Source organism: Citrobacter sp. Cpo065 (assembly GCF_030332805.1).
Lineage (GTDB): Bacteria > Pseudomonadota > Gammaproteobacteria > Enterobacterales > Enterobacteriaceae > Citrobacter > Citrobacter portucalensis.
Genome location: NZ_JAOWHC010000029.1, coordinates 291,236 through 311,061, shown reverse-complemented (window position 1 = coordinate 311,061; position 19,826 = coordinate 291,236). Strand labels below are relative to the sequence as shown.

General features: G+C 54.3%; 15 protein-coding genes. 7 read left to right on the top strand and 8 right to left on the bottom strand.

Translation table 11 applies throughout. The features are described 5' to 3' along the window. Nucleotides 1-13: 13 nt before the first annotated feature. Complete coding sequence (entC, locus tag OGY68_RS07440) at nt 14-1,189, bottom strand: isochorismate synthase EntC (RefSeq protein ID WP_057066466.1); 1,176 nt, start codon at nt 1,187-1,189, stop codon at nt 14-16. A gap of 187 nt (nt 1,190-1,376) precedes the next feature. Here entC and fepB point away from each other — a divergent pair, with 187 nt between their 5' ends. Beyond that, complete coding sequence (gene fepB / locus OGY68_RS07435; RefSeq protein WP_057066467.1) at nt 1,377-2,333, top strand: Fe2+-enterobactin ABC transporter substrate-binding protein; 957 nt, start codon at nt 1,377-1,379, stop codon at nt 2,331-2,333. Nucleotides 2,334-2,393: 60 nt separating this feature from the next. Here the strand turns inward: fepB and entS are convergent, their stop codons facing one another. Next, nucleotides 2,394-3,629 carry an enterobactin transporter EntS gene (gene entS / locus OGY68_RS07430; RefSeq protein WP_032942657.1) on the bottom strand — a complete coding sequence of 412 codons (1,236 nt, stop codon included), beginning with the start codon at nt 3,627-3,629 and terminating at the stop codon, nt 2,394-2,396. Between the two features lie 109 nt (nt 3,630-3,738). On the opposite strand from entS, the gene fepD reads away from it, so the two are divergent. The 3 genes from fepD to fepC are packed head-to-tail and all read left to right on the top strand — an operon-like array spanning nt 3,739 to nt 6,529. After that, complete coding sequence (gene fepD / locus OGY68_RS07425) at nt 3,739-4,746, top strand: Fe(3+)-siderophore ABC transporter permease (protein WP_057066468.1); 1,008 nt, start codon at nt 3,739-3,741, stop codon at nt 4,744-4,746. After that, nucleotides 4,743-5,735 (top strand): iron-enterobactin ABC transporter permease, encoded by a 993-nt coding sequence (gene fepG / locus OGY68_RS07420; protein WP_008784056.1) that lies wholly within the window; start codon nt 4,743-4,745, stop codon nt 5,733-5,735. Before fepD ends, fepG begins: the two co-directional genes overlap by 4 nt. Then, nucleotides 5,732-6,529 (top strand): iron-enterobactin ABC transporter ATP-binding protein, encoded by a 798-nt coding sequence (gene fepC, locus OGY68_RS07415; protein ID WP_057066469.1) that lies wholly within the window; start codon nt 5,732-5,734, stop codon nt 6,527-6,529. Before fepG ends, fepC begins: the two co-directional genes overlap by 4 nt. A 46-nt stretch (nt 6,530-6,575) precedes the next feature. On the opposite strand, the gene wzz(fepE) is transcribed toward fepC, so the two are convergent. From wzz(fepE) to fes, 4 genes are all read right to left on the bottom strand, one after another. Beyond that, nucleotides 6,576-7,709 (bottom strand): LPS O-antigen length regulator Wzz(fepE), encoded by a 1,134-nt coding sequence (gene wzz(fepE), locus OGY68_RS07410; protein WP_057066470.1) that lies wholly within the window; start codon nt 7,707-7,709, stop codon nt 6,576-6,578. A gap of 229 nt (nt 7,710-7,938) precedes the next feature. Next, the gene (gene entF / locus OGY68_RS07405) at nt 7,939-11,829 is read right to left on the bottom strand and encodes an enterobactin non-ribosomal peptide synthetase EntF (protein WP_286616917.1); all 3,891 of its coding nucleotides are present in this window, start codon (nt 11,827-11,829) and stop codon (nt 7,939-7,941) included. Then, nucleotides 11,826-12,044 carry an MbtH family protein gene (locus OGY68_RS07400; RefSeq protein ID WP_032941816.1) on the bottom strand — a complete coding sequence of 73 codons (219 nt, stop codon included), beginning with the start codon at nt 12,042-12,044 and terminating at the stop codon, nt 11,826-11,828. The genes entF and OGY68_RS07400 overlap by 4 nt, the downstream gene beginning before the upstream one ends. Nucleotides 12,045-12,074: 30 nt before the next feature. After that, nucleotides 12,075-13,292, bottom strand: a complete 1,218-nt coding sequence (fes, locus tag OGY68_RS07395; protein ID WP_057066472.1) for an enterochelin esterase — start codon at nt 13,290-13,292, stop codon at nt 12,075-12,077. 253 nt (nt 13,293-13,545) lie between these two features. On the opposite strand from fes, the gene OGY68_RS07390 reads away from it, so the two are divergent. Beyond that, the gene (locus OGY68_RS07390; protein ID WP_057066473.1) at nt 13,546-15,840 is read left to right on the top strand and encodes a TonB-dependent siderophore receptor; all 2,295 of its coding nucleotides are present in this window, start codon (nt 13,546-13,548) and stop codon (nt 15,838-15,840) included. Between the two features lie 50 nt (nt 15,841-15,890). Then, the gene (gene entD / locus OGY68_RS07385; RefSeq protein WP_057066474.1) at nt 15,891-16,514 is read left to right on the top strand and encodes an enterobactin synthase subunit EntD; all 624 of its coding nucleotides are present in this window, start codon (nt 15,891-15,893) and stop codon (nt 16,512-16,514) included. A gap of 3 nt (nt 16,515-16,517) precedes the next feature. On the opposite strand, the gene OGY68_RS07380 is transcribed toward entD, so the two are convergent. Further along, on the bottom strand, nt 16,518-17,453 hold the full coding sequence (locus OGY68_RS07380) for a transketolase family protein (protein WP_003831178.1): 936 nt from the start codon (nt 17,451-17,453) through the stop codon (nt 16,518-16,520). Then, nucleotides 17,446-18,276, bottom strand: coding sequence for a transketolase (locus OGY68_RS07375; protein ID WP_003831177.1), 831 nt, complete (start codon nt 18,274-18,276; stop codon nt 17,446-17,448). The genes OGY68_RS07380 and OGY68_RS07375 overlap by 8 nt, the downstream gene beginning before the upstream one ends. Before the next feature lie 361 nt (nt 18,277-18,637). On the opposite strand from OGY68_RS07375, the gene OGY68_RS07370 reads away from it, so the two are divergent. Continuing rightward, nucleotides 18,638-19,588 (top strand): sugar-binding transcriptional regulator, encoded by a 951-nt coding sequence (locus OGY68_RS07370; protein WP_003831176.1) that lies wholly within the window; start codon nt 18,638-18,640, stop codon nt 19,586-19,588. Nucleotides 19,589-19,826: the final 238 nt, after the last annotated feature.

The following is a 19,826-nucleotide window of genomic DNA, read 5'->3' as shown; positions in this document are numbered from 1 at the left end:
GTCAATAAGGCTCTTAATGCAGTCCAAAAACATTCAACATCGTGGAGAGCTTGGCCCCCGTTTCACGCCATTCCGCAACCGGGGAAGAGGCTGGAACAATTCCTGCTCCGGCAAAAAAACGCACCTGATTGCGCAGCAGCTTCGCACAGCGGATCGTCACCACCCACTCACCGTTACCTTCGGCATCACACCAGCCGACAATACCGCCGAACAATTCACGATCGAACGGCTCCAGCTCGGCGATAAGCTTGCGCGCAACCTGATGTGGGAAGCCGCTTAGCGCAGGCGTCGGATGCAGCAGGCACGCCAGCGTCAGGGCGTTTTCCTGCGGGTTGGCTTTACCTTCAAACGGCGTGCCGAGGTGCCAGAGCGTCGGCGTGGTAACCAGCTGCGGAGAAGAAGGCAGTTGCAATTCACGGCTGCGATCGCGCAATACCGTTTTCATCGCCTGCGTCACCAGTTCGTGCTCATGGCGGTCCTTCTCAGACGCCAGCAGGCGGATCCCTGCTTCGCGATCCAGCACATCATCTGGCTGACGACGTGCCGAGCCTGCCAGCGGCAGTGAGCTAAAACGATCGCCTTCTTTGCGCAGTAGCAGTTCCGGGCTGGCACCAATCAATACGCCGCCGTCTTCAATCGGTACATGGAAGTTGTAGCTCGCTGGATTTTGCGCCACCAGACGCTCCAGCAGCGCACCGCTGTCAATGTTGGCATCGGCGGTGATATCGATCAGGCGTGACAACACCACTTTGTCGACTTCCGGGGTTGCCGTCAGCGCTGCCGCCCGGGCGACCATATCTTCAAAAAAGTCCTGTTCCGGGATCGATTTACGTTCAACGACGTTCAGCGACTGATGCGCGGTAAAGTAACGTGATGATTGCTGCTTCGCCGTACGAGAGAAGCTCTGCCATGATTGGGGAATAAACAGCGATGATGGCTGGCGGGTATCAAAGGGAATCGCCCCGACCATGACAGGGTTCACGATGCCCTGCGATTTGGCATCAGCAAACAGTGCGTTCATTTTCTGTTGGAAAGGGCTGTCTGGCGAATCGCCATCAATTGCCGGTTCCGCATAGCGGGCGAAGCATCCTGACGTCGTAAAACTACGGTACGGCGACATAAAGAAAAAACTGTCGGGAGCGAGCGTCGGCATAGTCTGCGTTTTTTCCTCGGCCAGTGACGTATCCATATCATCCTCCAAAAATGATAAAGGCTCTAATAATGATTATCATTTATATTTTTGGTCGCTAACCTAAAAGTAAAGCGGCGGTATGTCAACTCTTGTGGTAGCACAATGTGCGACTTTGGCTTGCATCCTTGCTCGCTAACAATGAAAATGAGAAGCATTACTTATACTGATAACAGGAAGCCGATTCGTGAGTCTCCCCTCTTTTTGCCGCACCGTGCTCTTACTGGCAGGTTTATCTCTTTCAGGAATTTCTTCAGGTCACGCCGCCGACTGGCCGCGTCAGGTTACTGACAGTCGCGGCACGCATACGCTGGAGCATAAGCCACAGCGAATTGTCTCCACCAGCGTCACCCTCACCGGCTCGCTGCTGGCGATTGATGCCCCGGTCATTGCCAGCGGTGCCACTACGCCGAACAATCGCATCGGCGATGCGCAGGGCTTTTTACGTCAGTGGAGCGAAGTAGCAAAAGAACGCAAACTGAGCCGCCTGTATATCGGCGAACCGAGCGCCGAGGCCGTCGCAGCTCAAATGCCGGATCTGATTCTGATAAGCGCTACTGGGGGCGATTCAGCCCTCGCGCTTTACGATCAGCTGTCCACCATTGCGCCAACGCTCATCATTAATTACGACGATAAAAGCTGGCAGTCGCTGCTGACCCAGTTAGGTGAAATTACCGGTCAGGAGCAACAGGCAGCTGCGCGAATTGCCGAATTTGATAAGCAACTTCAGGCGGTTAAGCAACATATTACCCTGCCACCACAACCGGTCAGCGCGCTGGTATATACCGCCGCGGCGCACAGCGCCAACCTGTGGACGCCTGAGTCAGCGCAAGGCAAGCTGATGGAGCAGTTAGGGTTCACGCTGGCAACGCTGCCTGCCAACTTGCACACCAGCCAGAGTCAGGGCAAACGCCACGATATCATCCAGCTTGGCGGTGAGAACCTGGCGGCAGGCCTGAACGGCGAAGCGCTGTTCCTGTTTGCAGGCGACAGCAAAGATGTCGACGCTATTTACGCCAATCCGCTTCTGGCGCATCTGCCAGCCGTGCAGAATAAACGCGTTTACGCCCTGGGTACGGAAACCTTCCGTCTCGACTACTACAGCGCCACGCTGCTGCTGCAACGTCTGTCGGCTCTCTTTTAATGTTCAGCGCCGGATGCGGCTAACGCCTTATCCGGTCTACAACCATAGAGCACAATGCGATCAGACATTCACGGGGACCTGCCGGAATCGGCGCACTTCTCGCAACAACAGCAGCAGTAACAGACCGACAATCACCAACCCAAATCCACTCACGCTTGCCGAAGCAACCGGCGTCATCATCGCGCCCAGACCACCTAACAACGCCGCGCCAATCGCATCGCCGGTGACGTTTTGCGCCGTCCACAAACCGTTAATTCGCCCGAGCATCGCTTCCGGCGTCTGCGTCTGTAACAGGGTGTACTGCAACAAAGAGCTGACCGCGCTCAACCAGCCAAACAGCGCCAGACAAACCACACCAAGCTGCCAGACGGGCATCAAGCCAAACAGGCCGATAGCCAGAAATGAAGCCACGGTCGATGCCAGCATAATCAGTCCCGGGCGAACGCTGTGCGCCAGTTGTCCGCTGGTCAATGCGCCCACGGCTGCCCCCAGCGGAATAGCCGCATACAGCAGGCCAATTTGCGCACTCGACATGTGCCAGTTAATCGCCAATGCCGGATACAGCACACGCACGGCGCTCGCCATGGTTAACAGACCACCGAGCAGCGCAATGCCGCCAATCAGCGGGCTGGCAAGCAGAAAGCGAAATGCTGCCAGCAGCGATTTCAGCGGATGCTCGCGCGGCTGCGGCGGAGGCGGCAACGCAGGAAGGCTCAGCAACGGTAGTAAGGTAATGAAGGTTCCCGCCGCCGCCAGTCCGTAGTTCCAGGCCACGCCGCCAGTCGCGAGCAGCACCCCGCCAAGCATCGGTGAAATTACCGATCCCAGACGCACCGTCAGCATGGTAATCGCCCCGGCCTGCATCAAATTCTCGCGCCCAACCAGCGCTGGCGTCGCAGCCAGCAATGCGGTCACGCCCAGAGAGGCAAAGAAACCATCCCATAAGCCAAGCAGATAAATCGCCAGCAACGACGGTTCGGGCAGCAGCGCATTCAGACACAGGCCAATAAAGCCAATACCACAGGTTCCACGCGCCAGCAGGATCACTTTTTTACGCTCATAGCGGTCGGCCAGCACTCCGCCCACCATCAGGCCAATAAACATTGCGCTGCCGGTCAACGTCACCGACAACCCCACCTGCCAGGTCGACTGGGTCATCATCTGGATCTGTACCGGAACCGCCACGCCGAGTAGCCCCAGAGAGACAATGGAAATAAAACGGGCGAGGAAGACAGCGCGAAATGCTGGGTGGGTCTTTAACAGGCTGAGATTGAGCAGCCAGGATTGTCGATTCATTACAGAGCCTTACCAGGTACTTTTTCAATATCCATTCGATGGCTGCACATGCTAACATATCCAAATAAGATCGATAACGATAATTACTATCATTATCAGGGAAGTTGATATGTCATGCTCTGTTTCCGCGACACGCGCCTTCGCCGTGCCCGGACTATTGTTATTACTTGTTCTCACCACGGTATTAAGTCTGGTTATTGGCGCCAAGTCGCTACCTGCCTCCGTGGTGCTGGATGCGCTCACCGGCAGTTGTCAAAGTGCTGATTGCACCATCGTGCTGGACGCGCGCCTGCCGCGCACGCTGGCGGGGCTGCTCGCCGGTGGTGCGCTGGGCATGGCTGGCGCACTAATGCAAACGCTCACGCGTAACCCTCTCGCCGATCCCGGCATTCTGGGTGTCAACTCCGGCGCCAGCTTCGCTATTGTGCTGGGGGCCGCGCTGTTCGGCTTTTCCTCTGCGCAAGAACAGCTGCTGATGGCCTTTTGCGGTGCGCTGGCTGCATCGCTGATCGTAGCTTTTACCGGTAGTCAGGGCGGCGGGCAGTTAAGCCCGGTACGTCTGACCCTGGCGGGCGTCGCGCTGGGCGCGGTGCTGGAAGGATTATCCACCGGCATCGCCCTGCTCAACCCGGACGTTTACGATCAGCTGCGTTTCTGGCAAGCCGGCTCACTGGATATCCGCAGCCTGCAAACGCTGAAAGTTGTGCTGGTACCGGTACTGATTGCCGCGGCTGTCGCACTGTTTCTCAGTCGCGCTCTGAATAGCCTGAGTCTCGGCAGCGACACCGCTACCGCGCTTGGCAGTAAAGTCGCTCGCACGCAATTTATTGGCCTGCTGGTTATTACCGTACTGTGCGGCAGTGCGACCGCGATTGTTGGTCCTATCGCCTTTATCGGCCTGATGATGCCGCACATGGCGCGCTGGCTGGTGGGGGCGGATCACCGCTGGTCACTGCCCGTAACCCTACTGGCAACGCCTTCTCTGTTACTGATTGCCGATATAATCGGTCGCCTGATTGTCCCCGGCGAGCTGCGCGTGTCGGTAGTCAGTGCGTTTATCGGTGCACCGGTGCTTATCTTTCTGGTACGCCGTAAATCGCGCGGAGGTGGCGCATGATGCACCTCTCCCGCCGCCTGATAATCAGCAGCCTGCTGCTGGTTGCAGGTTGTCTCGTCATTGGTTTGTGGAGCCTGCGTAGCGGCGTTGTTACGCTGGAAACCCAGCAAATTATTGCCGCCTTGCTCGGCGATGCGCCGCGCAGTATTACGCTGGTGGTAACCGAATGGCGTTTGCCACGCGTGCTCATGGCGCTATTGATTGGCGCGGCTCTCGGTGTGAGCGGCGCAATATTTCAGTCACTGATGCGTAACCCGCTGGGCAGCCCGGATGTGATGGGTTTCAATACCGGAGCCTGGAGCGGTGTGCTGGTGGCAATGGTGCTGTTCGGACAGCATCTCACCGCTATCGCGCTGGCAGCCATGCTGGGTGGGATCCTGACTTCTCTGGTGGTCTGGGCGCTCGCCTGGCGCAATGGGATCGACACCTTCCGGCTGATTATTATTGGTATCGGCATTCGCGCCATGCTGGTGGCGTTCAACACCTGGCTGCTGCTGAAAGCATCATTAGAAACCGCGCTGACGGCTGGGCTGTGGAACGCCGGATCGCTCAATGGCCTGACCTGGGCCAAAACCTGGCCTTCTGCCCCGCTGATTATCATCATGCTGGTGTGCGCCGCGCTGCTGGTACGCCGGATGCGTTTACTGGAAATGGGTGATGACAGCGCCTGTGCGCTTGGCGTCAGCGTTGAGCGTTCACGTCTAATGATGATGCTGGTTGCGGTAGTACTGACCGCTGCCGCCACCGCGCTGGCCGGTCCTATCTCGTTTATTGCTCTTGTTGCGCCGCATATCGCGCGACGTATAAGCGGTACATCTCGCTGGGGATTAACCCTGTCGGCGCTGTGCGGCGCGTTGCTGTTGCTGATGGCGGATTTATGCGCCCAACAGCTGTTTATGCCTTATCAGCTTCCGGTGGGCGTTGTCACCGTAAGCCTCGGCGGTATTTATCTTATCGTCTTGTTAATTCAGGAGTCCCGCAAAAAATGATCGAATCAGTAGCCCGTTTGCGTGGCGACCAGTTAACGCTGGGTTATGGCAAGTTTACCGTGGCGGAAAACCTCAATGTGTCGATTCCTGACGGCCATTTCACCGCGATTATCGGGCCAAACGGCTGCGGGAAATCAACCCTACTGCGCACGCTGAGTCGTCTGATGACGCCCGTGCACGGCAAGGTCTGGCTCGACGGCGAGCATATTCAGCACTATGCCAGCAAAGAAGTCGCCCGCAGAATAGGTTTGCTGGCGCAAAACGCCACCACGCCGGGAGATATTACGGTACAGGAGCTGGTTGCCCGCGGACGCTACCCACACCAGCCGCTGTTTACCCGCTGGCGGCAAGAGGATGAAATTGCGGTCTCAAACGCCATACAGGCGACGGGTATCACCCACCTGGCATCACAAAGTGTGGATACCCTTTCCGGCGGACAACGTCAGCGTGCATGGATTGCGATGGTGCTGGCGCAGGAAACGTCGATTATGCTGCTCGATGAACCCACCACCTGGCTGGATATCAGTCATCAGATCGATCTGCTGGAACTGCTGAGTGAGCTAAACCGGGAAAAAGGTTACACGCTGGCCGCCGTTTTGCACGACCTGAATCAGGCCTGTCGCTATGCAACGCATCTGATTGCGCTGCGTGACGGAAAAATTATTGCCGAGGGTGCACCGAAGGAGATCGTCACCGCGCAGCTTATTGAAAAAATCTATGGACTGCGCTGTATGATTATCGACGATCCGGTTGCCGGAACGCCGTTAGTGGTGCCGCTTGGACGCAACAAATAACACGCGTTACAGTATGGCGGCCAGCTTGCCGCCATACGACAATTCATCACACCAGTTGCTGATCAATAAACGTCATTTTTTGCTTACGCGACATCATGGCATGGTTCAACAGAACACCACCACACGCCACCATTCCCCCCAGTAATGCGGCCAGAATAACGATCATCGATTTAGCCGGACCATCTTTTTTCACCGGCAGCGAAGGTGAAAGTTGATATTTAAACGGCGTAAATGTTACGTCACCCACATTCATCGCTAACAGCTGCTCAACGTGATATTGGCGATTACGTAATTCACCGTTAATTTCAGCAACATCCGTTACTGATTTTTCTATTTCTAATTTACGTTCGATGCCGTCAGCACCCAGTGAAATAGAGAAATCGGGGTCATCCTTCACGGCCTGGCCATTACTGTAGACCGGCTTTTTAATCCCGGCGGCATTAGCGATCTCCAGCGAGTAGTTCAGTCGCTGGATATTTGCTTCCAGCTGGTTTTTGAGCCTGACGCGATCCATCTCCAGTCTCTCTTTTTCATAACTGGTTTTGATGGACAATTTATTGCGAATATCTTCCAGCGTTTCTTTCACCACAAGGGCAGAAATATACTGGATATATCCCTTCAGCACTGACTGGGCTTCTTCGGCCTGAGGTGCGGTAAAACTCAGTGTCCATGAGGTATACAGCGAAGTTTCGTTCTTCTTACCCAGGTTAGTATCAACCGCTTTCATTTTCTCACTGAGCCTGACAATTGCCTGATGCAACTCCATTTCGTCGATATCAGCACCTTCCAATTGATCCATTACGTAAGGCGAAGAGCGCAGATATTCTTCTAACAATGAAGGCGACTGGAATTTTTTGATAAACAGGTTAAACACATCACCACGGCTAACGCTAATATCCATATCCAGCACGCGCAATTTGGTCAGCGTATTCTCTAATCCCTGCCATTGAACCGCTTCCGCCGGCGTCACGATCGCCTGACTGGTCCATTTTTGTGGCAGCAGAAAAGAGACCAGAATACCCACACAAGCAAAGGCGAAAACGGTCGCTATAATTTTCGTTCTTGCACGCCATAAGATTTCGATTAGATTCACTAAATCGATTTCATTTGCGTTTGCCGTTGGCTGAGGATACCCAGTAAATTCCGAAACGTTATCTTGCTTTATATTTAATGATGACATGTTGCGTGACCTGAAAACTTTCCTAAAAGAAAAACATTCCTGTGGGAGAAGTCTATCAGCTAGTCAGAATTATCCGAAACACTCTTTGTGCTTGTCGCCCTACCAAAAATTATATTCGGAATTTATTCACCCCTTTCATCACCTTGTATCGCATAAAAAAGAACAATTCCATAACATGTTATTTACATTATGGAATTGTTTGATCACCGCGATAGCAATATTCGTCTTGTTACACAGATTTATTAATCAGTGCATTTATTACAGGCCCTATCGCCTCAAATGAGGCAGGGGAAATAATATCAACATGCGCGCAATCCTGGCGGTAAACATCCAGACTGGATATCCACGGAGACCAGCTGCGTTCAGGACTGACACCCGGTACTAACGTGCGCTCAGCAACGAACAGCGTAGCGTGACCTGCAAACGGCACCCTGTGTGCCGTGGTGAGCAGGCGAACCGCATCGGCATAGTTGCCTTCGATTGCGTTAAATAAAGCCTCTGACGCATTCCCCTGCTGCGCCGCCAGAAACGCTTCGCGTTCACGCTCGATCTCCGCCAGTACCGCTGGATCCAACCCATTGGCCTCTTTTTCTTGCCAGTTTTGCGTTTCCGGCGGCCAGGTATCCAACAGTCCGAGGAATGCAACGGTCTCTCCTCTGGCATGTAAGCGCGCGGCGATCCCCTGTGCCAGCGTCCCACCCAGCGAATAACCTAATAAATAGTAAGGTCCGTGAGGCTGTTGACTGAGCAACGTTGCCAGATGATGTTCGCATACCGCGTCGAGGTTTTCTGCCGTCTGCATAGGCCCATCCGGTCGTGGCGACTGAAGACCTATAATCGACCACTGCGGGCTGAGATATCGCGACAGCACGCTAAACTGCCAGGCAAAACCCGACGCCGGATGGAAACAGAACAGCGTTGGGCCGTGACTTTCACGCAGCGGCAGCAGTGCCTCAAATCCCATATGTTGCGACTGCTCATCATCAGTGCTCTCCAGTAGAGCACTCAGTTGTTCAACGGTAGAGGCCACCATAATCTGCCCCGGCGTCACCTGACGCTCAAAAACCCGGCTCAACTGTGCCGCCAGCTTCATCGCCAGCAACGAATGTCCGCCAAGCGCAAAGAAGTCTGCCGCCACGTCATTAACCTCGCAACCCAGCAAAGCCGCAAAAGACTGCGCGATGGTGGTTTCAGTCCCTGCTCGCGGTGCGCGCCCGGAAGTACGCGACGTCAACTGCGGCATCGGCAGCGCTTTACGATCCAGTTTACCGTTCGCGCTAAGCGGCAGCTCCGCCAGCTGCAACAAAACCGTCGGCACCATATGCGCAGGCAGTTTTTCACGCAGCTTTTCCCGCAACGCGGACGTATCCAGCGGTAAACCCGATTGTGACACCAGATACCCCACCAGTTGACGCGCATCGCCGCCTGTCGCCGCCGCCTGGTTGAATACGCAGGCGTGGGCAACGGCATGCTCGACATCAGGCAACTGCTGCATCACCCGGTCAATCTCGCCGAGCTCAATGCGTTGTCCGCGAATTTTAAGCTGGTCATCGCTGCGCCCGAGGTATTCCACCGCGCCATTTTCCAGCCAGCGCGCCACATCTCCGGTACGATACATGCGTTCGCCAGCGTTAAACGGATCGGCGATAAAGCGGCTTGCGGTCAGATCCGGACGGCCCAGATAACCTTGCGCCAGTTGGATCCCCGTCAGATATAAGTCACCAGCCACGCCGAAAGGCACCGGGCGCATCATGGCATCCAGAATACGTAAACCGGTATTCCATACCGGATAGCCAATCGGCACGCTGTTGCCGGTTACAGCAGCAAGGTCTTCCCCCCAGGCCGGATACCAGCTCACATCAACCGCCGCTTCCGTTGGTCCGTACAAATTGTGCAGTGGCGCATGAGTTAACCGTTCCCACTCACGGCATAAATCTGCAGGCAAGGCTTCGCCGCTGCAAAATACCCGTTTCAGCGAGGCACAACTCTCCCGCGCGGTTTCCGGCGTCAGTGAAGCGACAAAAGCGGCCAACATAGAGGGAACAAAGTGCGTGGTCGTCACCCCATAACGGGCAAAGAACTGCTGCATCGCCAGCGGGTCGCGGTGCGCCTCAGGTTCTGCCATTACCAGCTTTGCCCCGGCAATAAACGGCCAGAAAAACTCCCATACCGAGACGTCAAAACTGCACGGTGTTTTTTGCGCCACCACATCATCTGCGGTCAGCGGATAGTGATTTTGCATCCACAGCAGACGGTTAACGATGGCGGTTTGCCCAACCATCACCCCTTTTGGTCTACCGGTAGAACCGGAAGTAAAAATGATATAGGCAGTATGATTGGGCTGAGATAGTGCCAGCGAATCAGCATCTTCTGCTGGCAGGGGCGAGTCATAGCACAGACTTTCCAGCCCAGGAATATCGCTAAAGCGCGCCAGTTGCTCATTGGTCGCGATCAACAATTTTGGCTTCGCGTCTTCGAGCATCATCCGCAGGCGATCGTCCGGGTATCCGGTATCCAACGGCAGCCAGGCTGCACCGGCTTCAACGATACCGTGCAGCGCCAGCGTCAGGAACACGGAACGCGGTAATGCCACGGCGACGCTGTCGCCAGGCTTGACGCCGCGTGCACGCAAAAGGCTCGCCAGTGCCACGACCTGCTGGCGCATTTCGCGATAGCTAAACTGATAGCGGGCATCGGCCAACGCCGAGGCATCCGGCGTTTTATCGGCCTGCTGTGCCACCAGCGCGCTCAGCGTAGTGGACGGGATCTCGACGGTGGTGTCATTAATCTTCGCCAGCCGCTCATGTTCTGTTGGCAACAGCATCCCGGCGTCGCCGCAGCATAGCGCCGGATTGTCGGCAAACTGCTCGATAAGCCCGATTAAACGCGAGGCATGCTGCGCCAGCGTTTCTGCATCGTAGCGCTGTTTATTGGCCAGAATTTCAATACTCAGCCCACCGTTTTCATCCGGGAATAACGCCAGCTCAAGATCGTTCACCGGTCCTGTCGCCAGCGTGTGGGTTTGCGCCTGAACGCAGGGAATATTCAGCTGATAGTCGAATATTTTCACGTTCAGCACCGGGCCAAACAGCGGCTCGGCACCGGCTGCACGCCCGCTGTCGCGAACGATTTGTTCGGCATCATAACGTTGATGCCGACGCATTTTCTTCAACTGTCCGGCCAGTCGTTGTGCAAGTGCAGGCAAGCTTTCTGCCGCATCCAGCCTCACACCAAATGGCAGTACGTTTAAAACCGGTCCAGTGGAGGTCAACGCCGCCGACCCCATGCGCCGCATAAAGATAAACCCGGCGGCATAATCCATTCGGCTGCATAAACGTCCCAGCCACAATGCCACCAGCGCGAGGGCCAGATCCGCACGCTGAACGTCAGGCATACGTGCCGCAAGCCGACGAAACGCCCCTTCAGGCGCGGTTAACTTCATACGAATAATATCCGCGCTGGCCGATCGTCCCGGCAACGGATTGTTCGACAGCGAGGCAGGAGGCGGGAGTTGCTTTCGCTGCTCGCTCCAGAAAGCGCCGTCGCGTTGCCAGGCATCGCTTTGACGGTACTGTTGATACTCTTCCACCACCTCGTCGAACGGCGTAAAAGGCGAGTCTGGCGTAGGCTCGCCGTGTAGCCATGCGCGATAAATTGCGGCTATCTGGCGGGTAATGGCCGGAAAACTGAAGCCATCGACCAGCAAATGATGGTAACGCTGATACCAATACCAACGCTTTTCTCCCACCTGTATAAGCAGGTGAAAAACCAGCGGTTTATTGCCATCAGCACGTATGTCCTGCTGCAGGTCTGCCTGCATCAACGCACGCGCCGCCTCATGTGGATTTGATTTTGCGCGCAGGTCGATAATTTCAGGTTGCGCAAAGGCGAGCGCAGAATCCACCCATTGCCAGATCTCACCGTTATCTTCGCTAAACCGCATCCGCAGGGTATCGGCCTGCTCCAGGCCCGCCACAACGGCTTTCGCCAGCAACGACGCGTCCAGTTCGCCAGTTAACTCTACGTAGTGCGCCACGCTCCACGCCGAGGGCAATGTGGAGAGTTTTTCCGCCATCCAGATCCCCGGCTGAGCCGCCACTAACGGTAAACGCTGAGTCATGGAGCCTCCTGCACATCGACGTAGTTCGCGGTCGTAAGCGTGGTCCAGTTTGCTTCCAGCCATTGTTGGCAGGCTTCCTGGGATTGGGGTTCGCAAGCAATTTGCCAGCCAGCAGGAAGCGAGCACTGCTGCGGCCAAAGGCTAAACTGACGCTGGGGATTTTGCAGAATGTAAAACTGGCCCTGCGGATTATCGAAGGGGTTACTGAATTCCATACTCAACTCCTGTCGTGGAACATCGTCCGGTTAAATCGTGTCGGTAAGCGGTTGCCAGAGCGTCATTAGCCCTTGCATCAGACCGCCGCGCCAGCAAAGCGCATCGTGTCCGCCATCAACCTGACGCCAGAAAATAGACTGTGGTGCAGAAGGTAACTGGGCATATAGCGCCTGATTAGCGCGATAAATAATGGGCTCGCGGATCCCCGCTTCCAGGACAATACGCAGCCCCTGAGCGCTGACGGTCCCGGTCTTCAGTTGCTCGACGATCGCCCCGTCCTGATGACCACCACGATGCGGCCACCAGTAAGAGCCCGACTGGCTAAGCACACAGCCAAAGCGCGCGGGCCAGTTCAGCCCGGCATACAGCGATGACAACCCGCCAAAACTTTGCCCAGCCACCACGGTGCGCTGCGGATCGTCACTAAACGCGGTCGTTGTCTTCACCAGTGGTAATAGCTCCTCCTGCACCGCCAACCAAAAATCCGCATTACACGGTAGCTCATGGCTGCGGTGAGCCGTATCAATGGCATCAATCAGGAGATAAACGGCAGAAGGAAGGTGTCCGCGATGCGTGAGTGAAGTCAACGCAGGCCAGACCGGCATACTCTGTGCCCAAAACTGTCCGTCCAGCAGGATAGCCAACGGACGCGTTTCGGGTTGAGCATCACCGGCGGTAAACACCCATACGCGACGCGTATTGCCGAGCCTGGCGCTATGCCATTGCAGGCACACTGCGGGGGATTTTGGGGGTTCAGGTCGATCCCATCCTGGCTGTACGGGTGCCTCCGGCATTTCCAGCGCAGACACCGCGTGGCCACGACCGCCCCGCCAGCTCTGCGGATTAAGGGGATCAGCAATGGCCTGTGGCAGCAATTGCCGCCAGCCTTCACGCAGTATGCTTCGGTCAGGCGCAGCATCCGCCGCCAGCGAGGAGAAGATATCGTTGCGCTCTGTTGGGATAAAACAGTAACTGCCACGCCAGTTAGCGCTGAGGGAAACACTCCAGCACCAAACATTTGTTCCATCAATGCGTCGCATCGACTGAGGGGTGGCATTTTGATGGTGGTCGGTGACGCCGGTGATATAAACCCAAACGCGATGAATGGCTGACTCATTTTCCGTTCCCTGCGGGTCACGCCACCAGAAGGTTACCCGATAATTTCCGTTATCTTCACGCTCCCACTCCGGGCCTTTTTTCGACTGCCACCACGCCTCGCTTCCCATCTTTAACGTCGTCACAGCCATAACCCCATGTTTATTGTGAAATTTTATGATCTAGCGTGAAATATATTGATAATATTATTGATAACTATTTGCATTTGCAATAGCGTATTGTCGCGCTGTGGGAAGCGCGTACAGTTTTTCACCACTTATAAACCGACCTGGCGCTGCGTACTTTTTCTGGAATGGATAGTTTACGCAGATGCGGGCGACATCAGGCCAAATGCCGCACCACGGCACATTGGTACTCGTGGCTAAAAGAACAGCAGGACATACAATGAACAACAAGATTCATTCACTGGCCTTATTGGTCAATTTAGGGATTTACGGGGTAGCCCTGCCAGCAATGGCAGAAGATCAAACCGATAGCGTCGCTGTCTCTCATGAAGACACCATCGTCGTTACCGCCGCCCAGCAGAACCTGCAGGCGCCGGGCGTTTCAACCATTACCGCTGATGAAATTCGTAAGAACCCTCCCGCTCGCGATGTGTCGGAAATCATCCGTACCATGCCTGGCGTTAACCTGACCGGTAACTCAACCAGCGGTCAGCGCGGCAACAACCGCCAGATCGATATTCGCGGCATGGGGCCAGAAAACACTCTGATTTTGATCGACGGTAAACCGGTTACCAGCCGTAACTCCGTGCGTCAGGGCTGGCGCGGCGAGCGTGATACTCGTGGCGATACCGCCTGGGTTGCTCCGGAAATGATTGAACGTATTGAAGTGCTGCGCGGTCCTGCCGCAGCACGCTATGGCAATGGCGCAGCTGGCGGTGTGGTGAACATCATCACCAAGAAAGGCGGCGATGAGTGGCATGGTTCCTGGAATACCTATTTCAACGCCCCGGAACACAAAGAAGAAGGTTCAACCAAGCGTACCAACTTTAGTCTGAATGGACCGCTGGGCGGAGATTTCAGCTTCCGCCTGAACGGTAACCTCGACAAAACCCAGGCCGATGCCTGGGACATTAACGACGGTCACCAGTCAACACGTACGGGCGATTACGCAGATACGATGCCTGCGGGTCGTGAAGGGGTTAAAAACAAAGATATCAACGGCCTGCTGCGTTGGGATTTTGCCCCAATGCAATCGCTGGAGTTTGAAGCCGGCTACAGCCGTCAGGGCAACCTGTATGCGGGTGACACTCAAAACACCAACAACGATAACAAAACCAACGGACTGGTGAAAAAATACTACGGTAAAGAAACCAACCGTATGTACCGCCAGAACTATGCGCTGACGTGGAACGGCGGCTGGGACAACGGCATTACCACCAGCAACTGGGCGCAATACGAACACACCCGTAACTCCCGTTTGGGTGAAGGTCTTGCAGGTGGCCTTGAAGGGTTATTTAACAGTAATCAATTTACCGACACTGACCTGGCGGATGTCACCCTGCACAGCGAAATTAGCATTCCATTCGACCTGTTAGTTAACCAGAACCTGACGCTCGGTACCGAATGGAACCAGCAGCGTATGAAAGACATGAGTTCCAATACCCAGACCTTTATGGGCGGGAACATACCTGGTGCCAGCAGCACCGATCGTAGCCCATATTCACAGGCTGAAATTTTCTCCCTGTTTGCTGAAAACAACATGGAGCTGACCGACAGCACCATGTTGACGCCGGGTCTGCGCTTCGACCACCACAGCGTCGTTGGCGACAACTGGAGCCCGTCCCTGAACCTGTCCCAAGGTCTGGGCGACGACTTTACGCTGAAAATGGGTATCGCACGGGCCTATAAAGCACCTAGCCTGTACCAGACTAACCCGAACTATATTCTGTACAGCAAAGGCCAGGGTTGCTATGCCACCGGTTCTGCGACGGGCATTGGTTGCTACATGATGGGCAACGATGACCTGAAGGCCGAAACCAGTATCAACAAAGAGATTGGTCTGGAGTTCAAACGTGACGGTTGGCTGGCCGGCGTAACCTGGTTCCGCAACGATTACCGTAACAAGATCGAAGCGGGGACTGTACCGCTAAGCAGAACGTCAATTACCCAGAAAAACCCGACTACGGGTAAAGAAACAACAACCTACACCGATATCTATCAGTGGGAAAACGTACCTAAAGCTGTGGTAGAAGGCCTGGAAGGGACGTTGAACGTACCGGTTAGCGAAACCGTTACCTGGACCAACAACATCACTTACATGCTGCAAAGTAAGAATAAAGAGACCGGCGAACGCTTGTCGATTATTCCTGAATACACGCTGAACTCAACGCTGAGCTGGCAGGCGCGTGAAGATTTGTCACTGCAATCCACCTTTACCTGGTACGGCAAACAGCAGCCGAAGAAATATGATTACCAGGGTAAACCAGTAACCGGCAGTTCAGCCCAGGAAGTGAGTCCGTACAGCATCGTCGGCCTGAGCGCGACCTGGGATGTGACGAAAAACGTCAGCCTGACCGGCGGCGTGGATAACGTCTTCGACAAACGTCTGTGGCGTGAAGGTAATGCCCAGACCACCAGCGACAACAAGACTGGCTATTATATGGCGGGCGCTGGCGCGTACACCTATAACGAACCGGGTCGTACGTGGTATATGAGCGTTAACACCCACTTCTGATAGCGTTGTTCCCTCTCCTCGCGACGGGGAGAGGGAAACGATACACAACCATGCGTACAACACACACATCGCTTCCCTTCGCCGACCACGCGCTGCATTTTGTCGAGTTTGATCCCGCCAGCTGCCATGACCACGATCTGCTCTGGCTCCCCCACCACGCCCAGCTTCTGTCCAGCGGACGCAAGCGTAAAGCTGAACACTTAGCAGGGCGGATCGCCGCAGTACACGCTTTGCGCGAATTTGGCCTTAAAACGGTACCCGGCATCGGTACACAACGCCAACCGGTATGGCCGCAGGGGCTGTTTGGCAGTATCAGCCATAGCGCATCAACTGCGCTGGCGGTGGTATCAAGACAGCCGGTGGGTATTGACATAGAAGCCATTTTTACGCCACAAACGGCAACCGAACTGGCAAGTAGCATTGTCACTCATGCTGAGAAAGAATTGTTGGCAAACAGCGGCTTGTCTATTGAACAGGCGCTCACCCTGGCGTTTTCCGCCAAAGAGAGCGCTTTTAAAGCAACCCGGACATCAAGACAAGCAGACGTCGGGTTTACGCAATATCAAATCGTGGTGTTACAGCATAACCAGATGATCCTCCGCGCGCACCACCAAACGTATCGTGTGCAATGGCGTTTTTCGGACAACGCTGTAATCACACTGGCAACAATATAGAATTCAAAGCAGTTCGCGGGCCAGAGCCGCGATGGCTGCGGCGTCAAAGCCATGGTGCTGGCGTAACCAGCCTCGATCCGCCGCCGCCGCGTACTCCCCATCCGGGATGCCTAAACGCTTCAAAATTGCCCCCATTCCGGCCTCTGCCAGCACTTCGGCCACCAGGCTTCCCAACCCGCCATTAATATTATGCTCTTCCACGGTAATCACCGCTTTACAGCCTTGTAACGCAGATAACAGGGCTTTGGTATCGCAGGGGCGAATTGAAGGCACACTGACCACCTTCGCCTGAATTCCCGCGTCAGCCAACAGCGCGGCGGCATCAACAATTTCATGAACTGTCGAGCCCGTTGCCACCAGCGCCACATGCTCCCCCTCACGCAGCGTCAACACCGCCCCCGGAACAAAACGGTAACTCTCGTCATGAAGTTCCGGCAGAGCTTTTCCATCAAGACGAATATATACCGGTCCCTGATAGCCAATCGCATAATCGATAATCTGTCGGCACTCTCGTGGCGAAGATGGGGCGAAAATCTGGATATTGCCGAAGCCTCGCATAATGGCAATATCATCGATCGAATGGTGAGTGCTCGCCAGCGGGCCATAGCTGGCACCGGCATTAAGACCGAATAGCTTCACATTGGTATTGTTGTAGCAAACATCAACTTTAATTTGCTCATTGGCACGGGAGATAAGAAATGGCGCAGCGTTACAGGTGACGGCGACCTTACCGCCAAGTGCAAGTCCTGCCGCCGTTCCAACCATGCTTTGTTCGGCAATACCTACGTTGACCAGGCGACCGGGAAACTGCTTTATAAAAGGAGCAATTTTCGCGGTTGATGTCGAGTCCGCTACGACCGGCACCAGGTCAACACCTTGTTCCACTGCATCAATGAACGCCTGAACCATGACGTTCGCGAGGTGTTCTGCATTACTCATCTTTTAATTCCTCCAGAGCCAGTTCGATCTCTTCACCTTTTGGCACCCGATGGTGCCATTCAGGGCGCCCCTGGATAAAAGATATACCCGCGCCTTTCGTGGTATTGGCAATGATGACGTTAGGTTTGCCATCCTGCTTAAGTCCTTCCAGCGTGGCGACAACCGACGCCATATCATTCCCCTGACACTCAGTCACCGTCATACCAAATGCCTGCCATTTTGCGGCAAGCGGATCGGTATTCATGATTTCGCGAGTCGGTCCGGCTAATTGAAGATTGTTCTTGTCATTAATAATGATCAGGTTATCGAGGCCATAATGAGCAGCAGCCAGCGCCGCTTCCCAGTTACTTCCTTCGGCCAGTTCGCCATCGCCTGTGATTAAAAAGATGCGGCGTGAACTGTTACTTTTCTTCGCAGCCAGAGCCAGTCCCACCGCAACAGGTAAACCGTGGCCCAGAGCACCGGTATTCAGCTCAATACCCGGCGTTTTCTGGCGCACCGGGTGTCCGGGAAGATGGGAATTGGCATGTTGATAGGTTTCCAGCCAGTCAACGGGAAAAAAACCCGCCTCCGCCAGAACGCAGTAGTAACAGCCTACCGCGTGACCTTTAGACTGGATGTAGATATCCCGAGCCTCATCAGCGATACGCTCCGGAGCGACATTGAGTATACGAAAATAGAGTGCCGTCAACAGCTCAACTTGAGACAAGTCCGCACCAGTATGCCCACCCGCAGGGCTGTTAGCATTTAATCTAACAATGTGACGGCGAACCGCCCGCGCTTTGCGCTCAAGAGTCTGGATATCATAGTTCCAGGGATTCATTTAGCACCTCTGAATTTATTTTCAATATGGAATATTTATTCCGCATGGGACTAAAAAAACCAGAATTTCCCATACGTCACATCTTCAGGCTTACGCCGTTGTATCATACTCAGGAACATTCTGCCTCCTTACCGCGACCACACTGACGCTGGTAATAATAAGTTGACCTGTAACCACCATGAATATATATTCACAAATGATTCTTTATTCAATTATGCAACCTAATTTTCGTATTTGTCCATAGCTGTTTTGGAGGATTGGTTAAAGTTAGAGCTTTATCACACTTACCTGTCTTCAATTTTCGCGTATGATAAAACGCATTAAGATAATGGCGGTACGTAAATGATTTTCGAGGAAATATATGGCTAAGCAGGACGAACAACGGCTATTGGTTAAAATCGCTACCCTTTACTATCTTGAAGGACGCAAACAGTCCGATATTGCTCAACTTCTCTCGCTTTCTCAGTCGTTTATCTCCCGCGCCATCACCCGCTGTCAGAAAGAAGGGGTGGTGAAAATCAGCGTTGTCCAGCCCTCAAATATCTTCCTGAATCTTGAAAAAGGGATCGAGGAACGTTACGGCATTAAGCAGGCCATTGTGGTTGATACCGAAGAGGATGCCAGCGACCACACCATCAAACGCGCCATTGGTTCTGCCGCAGCCCACTATCTGGAAACCAGGCTGCGCCCCAAAGATCTGGTGGGCGTTTCCTCATGGAGTTCGACTATCCGAGCTATGGTGGATGAAGTCCATACGCAGAACCTGAAGGCCGGCGGCGTAATTCAATTGTTGGGCGGCGTGGGTCCCAACGGCAACGTACAGGCCACAATTCTGACGCAGACGCTGGCACAACATCTGAATTGTGAAGCCTGGCTGCTTCCTTCGCAGAGTATCGAAGGCTCGGTTGAAGAGAAAAACCGTCTCGTTGCCAGCAAAGATGTCGCCGATGTGATTTCACGCTTTGATAATGTAGACATCGCCATTGTTGGCGTTGGGATCCTCGAACCGTCCCAATTGCTGAAAACATCAGGCAACTACTACCACGAAGATATGTTGCAGGTACTGGCAGATCGCGGCGCGGTCGGAGACATTTGCCTGCATTACTACGACAACAAGGGCCAGCCGGTATTGCAAGATGACGAAGATCCAGTGATTGGCATGGCCCTGGACAAGGTAAAAAAATGCCCGAATGTCGTGGCGCTTGCTGGCGGTACAGACAAAGTCGCGGCAATTAAAGGGGCGTTGAACGGAGGTTATATCGACGTGCTCATTACCGACTATCCTACGGCCCGCATGCTGGTCACCTCCTGATCCTCAATTCGCTGATAGCCTTTGCACGAAAGATAAAAAGCAAAGGCTGTGACTAAAATCCATATATTTCAATAGACTGAAAGGTTTCACCTCGCCTTAATTTACTCTTCTTTCTGTTATTGTCCCGTCTGTGTAAGTGTGATTCTCAGCACAATTGATGATTTTTTCTGTAGCCCAACGGAAAGATTGTGGCTAAGGTATTAAATAAATAATCACTATCGAATATATATTCAATAAT

Bases quoted from the DNA above. Each gene is read 5' to 3' on its own strand.
- entC (WP_057066466.1), bottom strand. From the start codon at position 1,189: ATGGATACGTCACTGGCCGAGGAAAAAACGCAGACTATGCCGACGCTC.
- entS (WP_032942657.1), bottom strand. From the start codon at position 3,629: ATGAATCGACAATCCTGGCTGCTCAATCTCAGCCTGTTAAAGACCCAC.
- fepD (WP_057066468.1), top strand. From the start codon at position 3,739: ATGTCATGCTCTGTTTCCGCGACACGCGCCTTCGCCGTGCCCGGACTA.
- fepG (WP_008784056.1), top strand. From the start codon at position 4,743: ATGATGCACCTCTCCCGCCGCCTGATAATCAGCAGCCTGCTGCTGGTT.
- fepC (WP_057066469.1), top strand. From the start codon at position 5,732: ATGATCGAATCAGTAGCCCGTTTGCGTGGCGACCAGTTAACGCTGGGT.
- entF (WP_286616917.1), bottom strand. From the start codon at position 11,829: ATGACTCAGCGTTTACCGTTAGTGGCGGCTCAGCCGGGGATCTGGATG.
- OGY68_RS07400 (WP_032941816.1), bottom strand. From the start codon at position 12,044: ATGGAATTCAGTAACCCCTTCGATAATCCGCAGGGCCAGTTTTACATT.
- fes (WP_057066472.1), bottom strand. From the start codon at position 13,292: ATGGCTGTGACGACGTTAAAGATGGGAAGCGAGGCGTGGTGGCAGTCG.
- OGY68_RS07390 (WP_057066473.1), top strand. From the start codon at position 13,546: ATGAACAACAAGATTCATTCACTGGCCTTATTGGTCAATTTAGGGATT.
- entD (WP_057066474.1), top strand. From the start codon at position 15,891: ATGCGTACAACACACACATCGCTTCCCTTCGCCGACCACGCGCTGCAT.
- OGY68_RS07380 (WP_003831178.1), bottom strand. From the start codon at position 17,453: ATGAGTAATGCAGAACACCTCGCGAACGTCATGGTTCAGGCGTTCATT.
- OGY68_RS07375 (WP_003831177.1), bottom strand. From the start codon at position 18,276: ATGAATCCCTGGAACTATGATATCCAGACTCTTGAGCGCAAAGCGCGG.
- OGY68_RS07370 (WP_003831176.1), top strand. From the start codon at position 18,638: ATGGCTAAGCAGGACGAACAACGGCTATTGGTTAAAATCGCTACCCTT.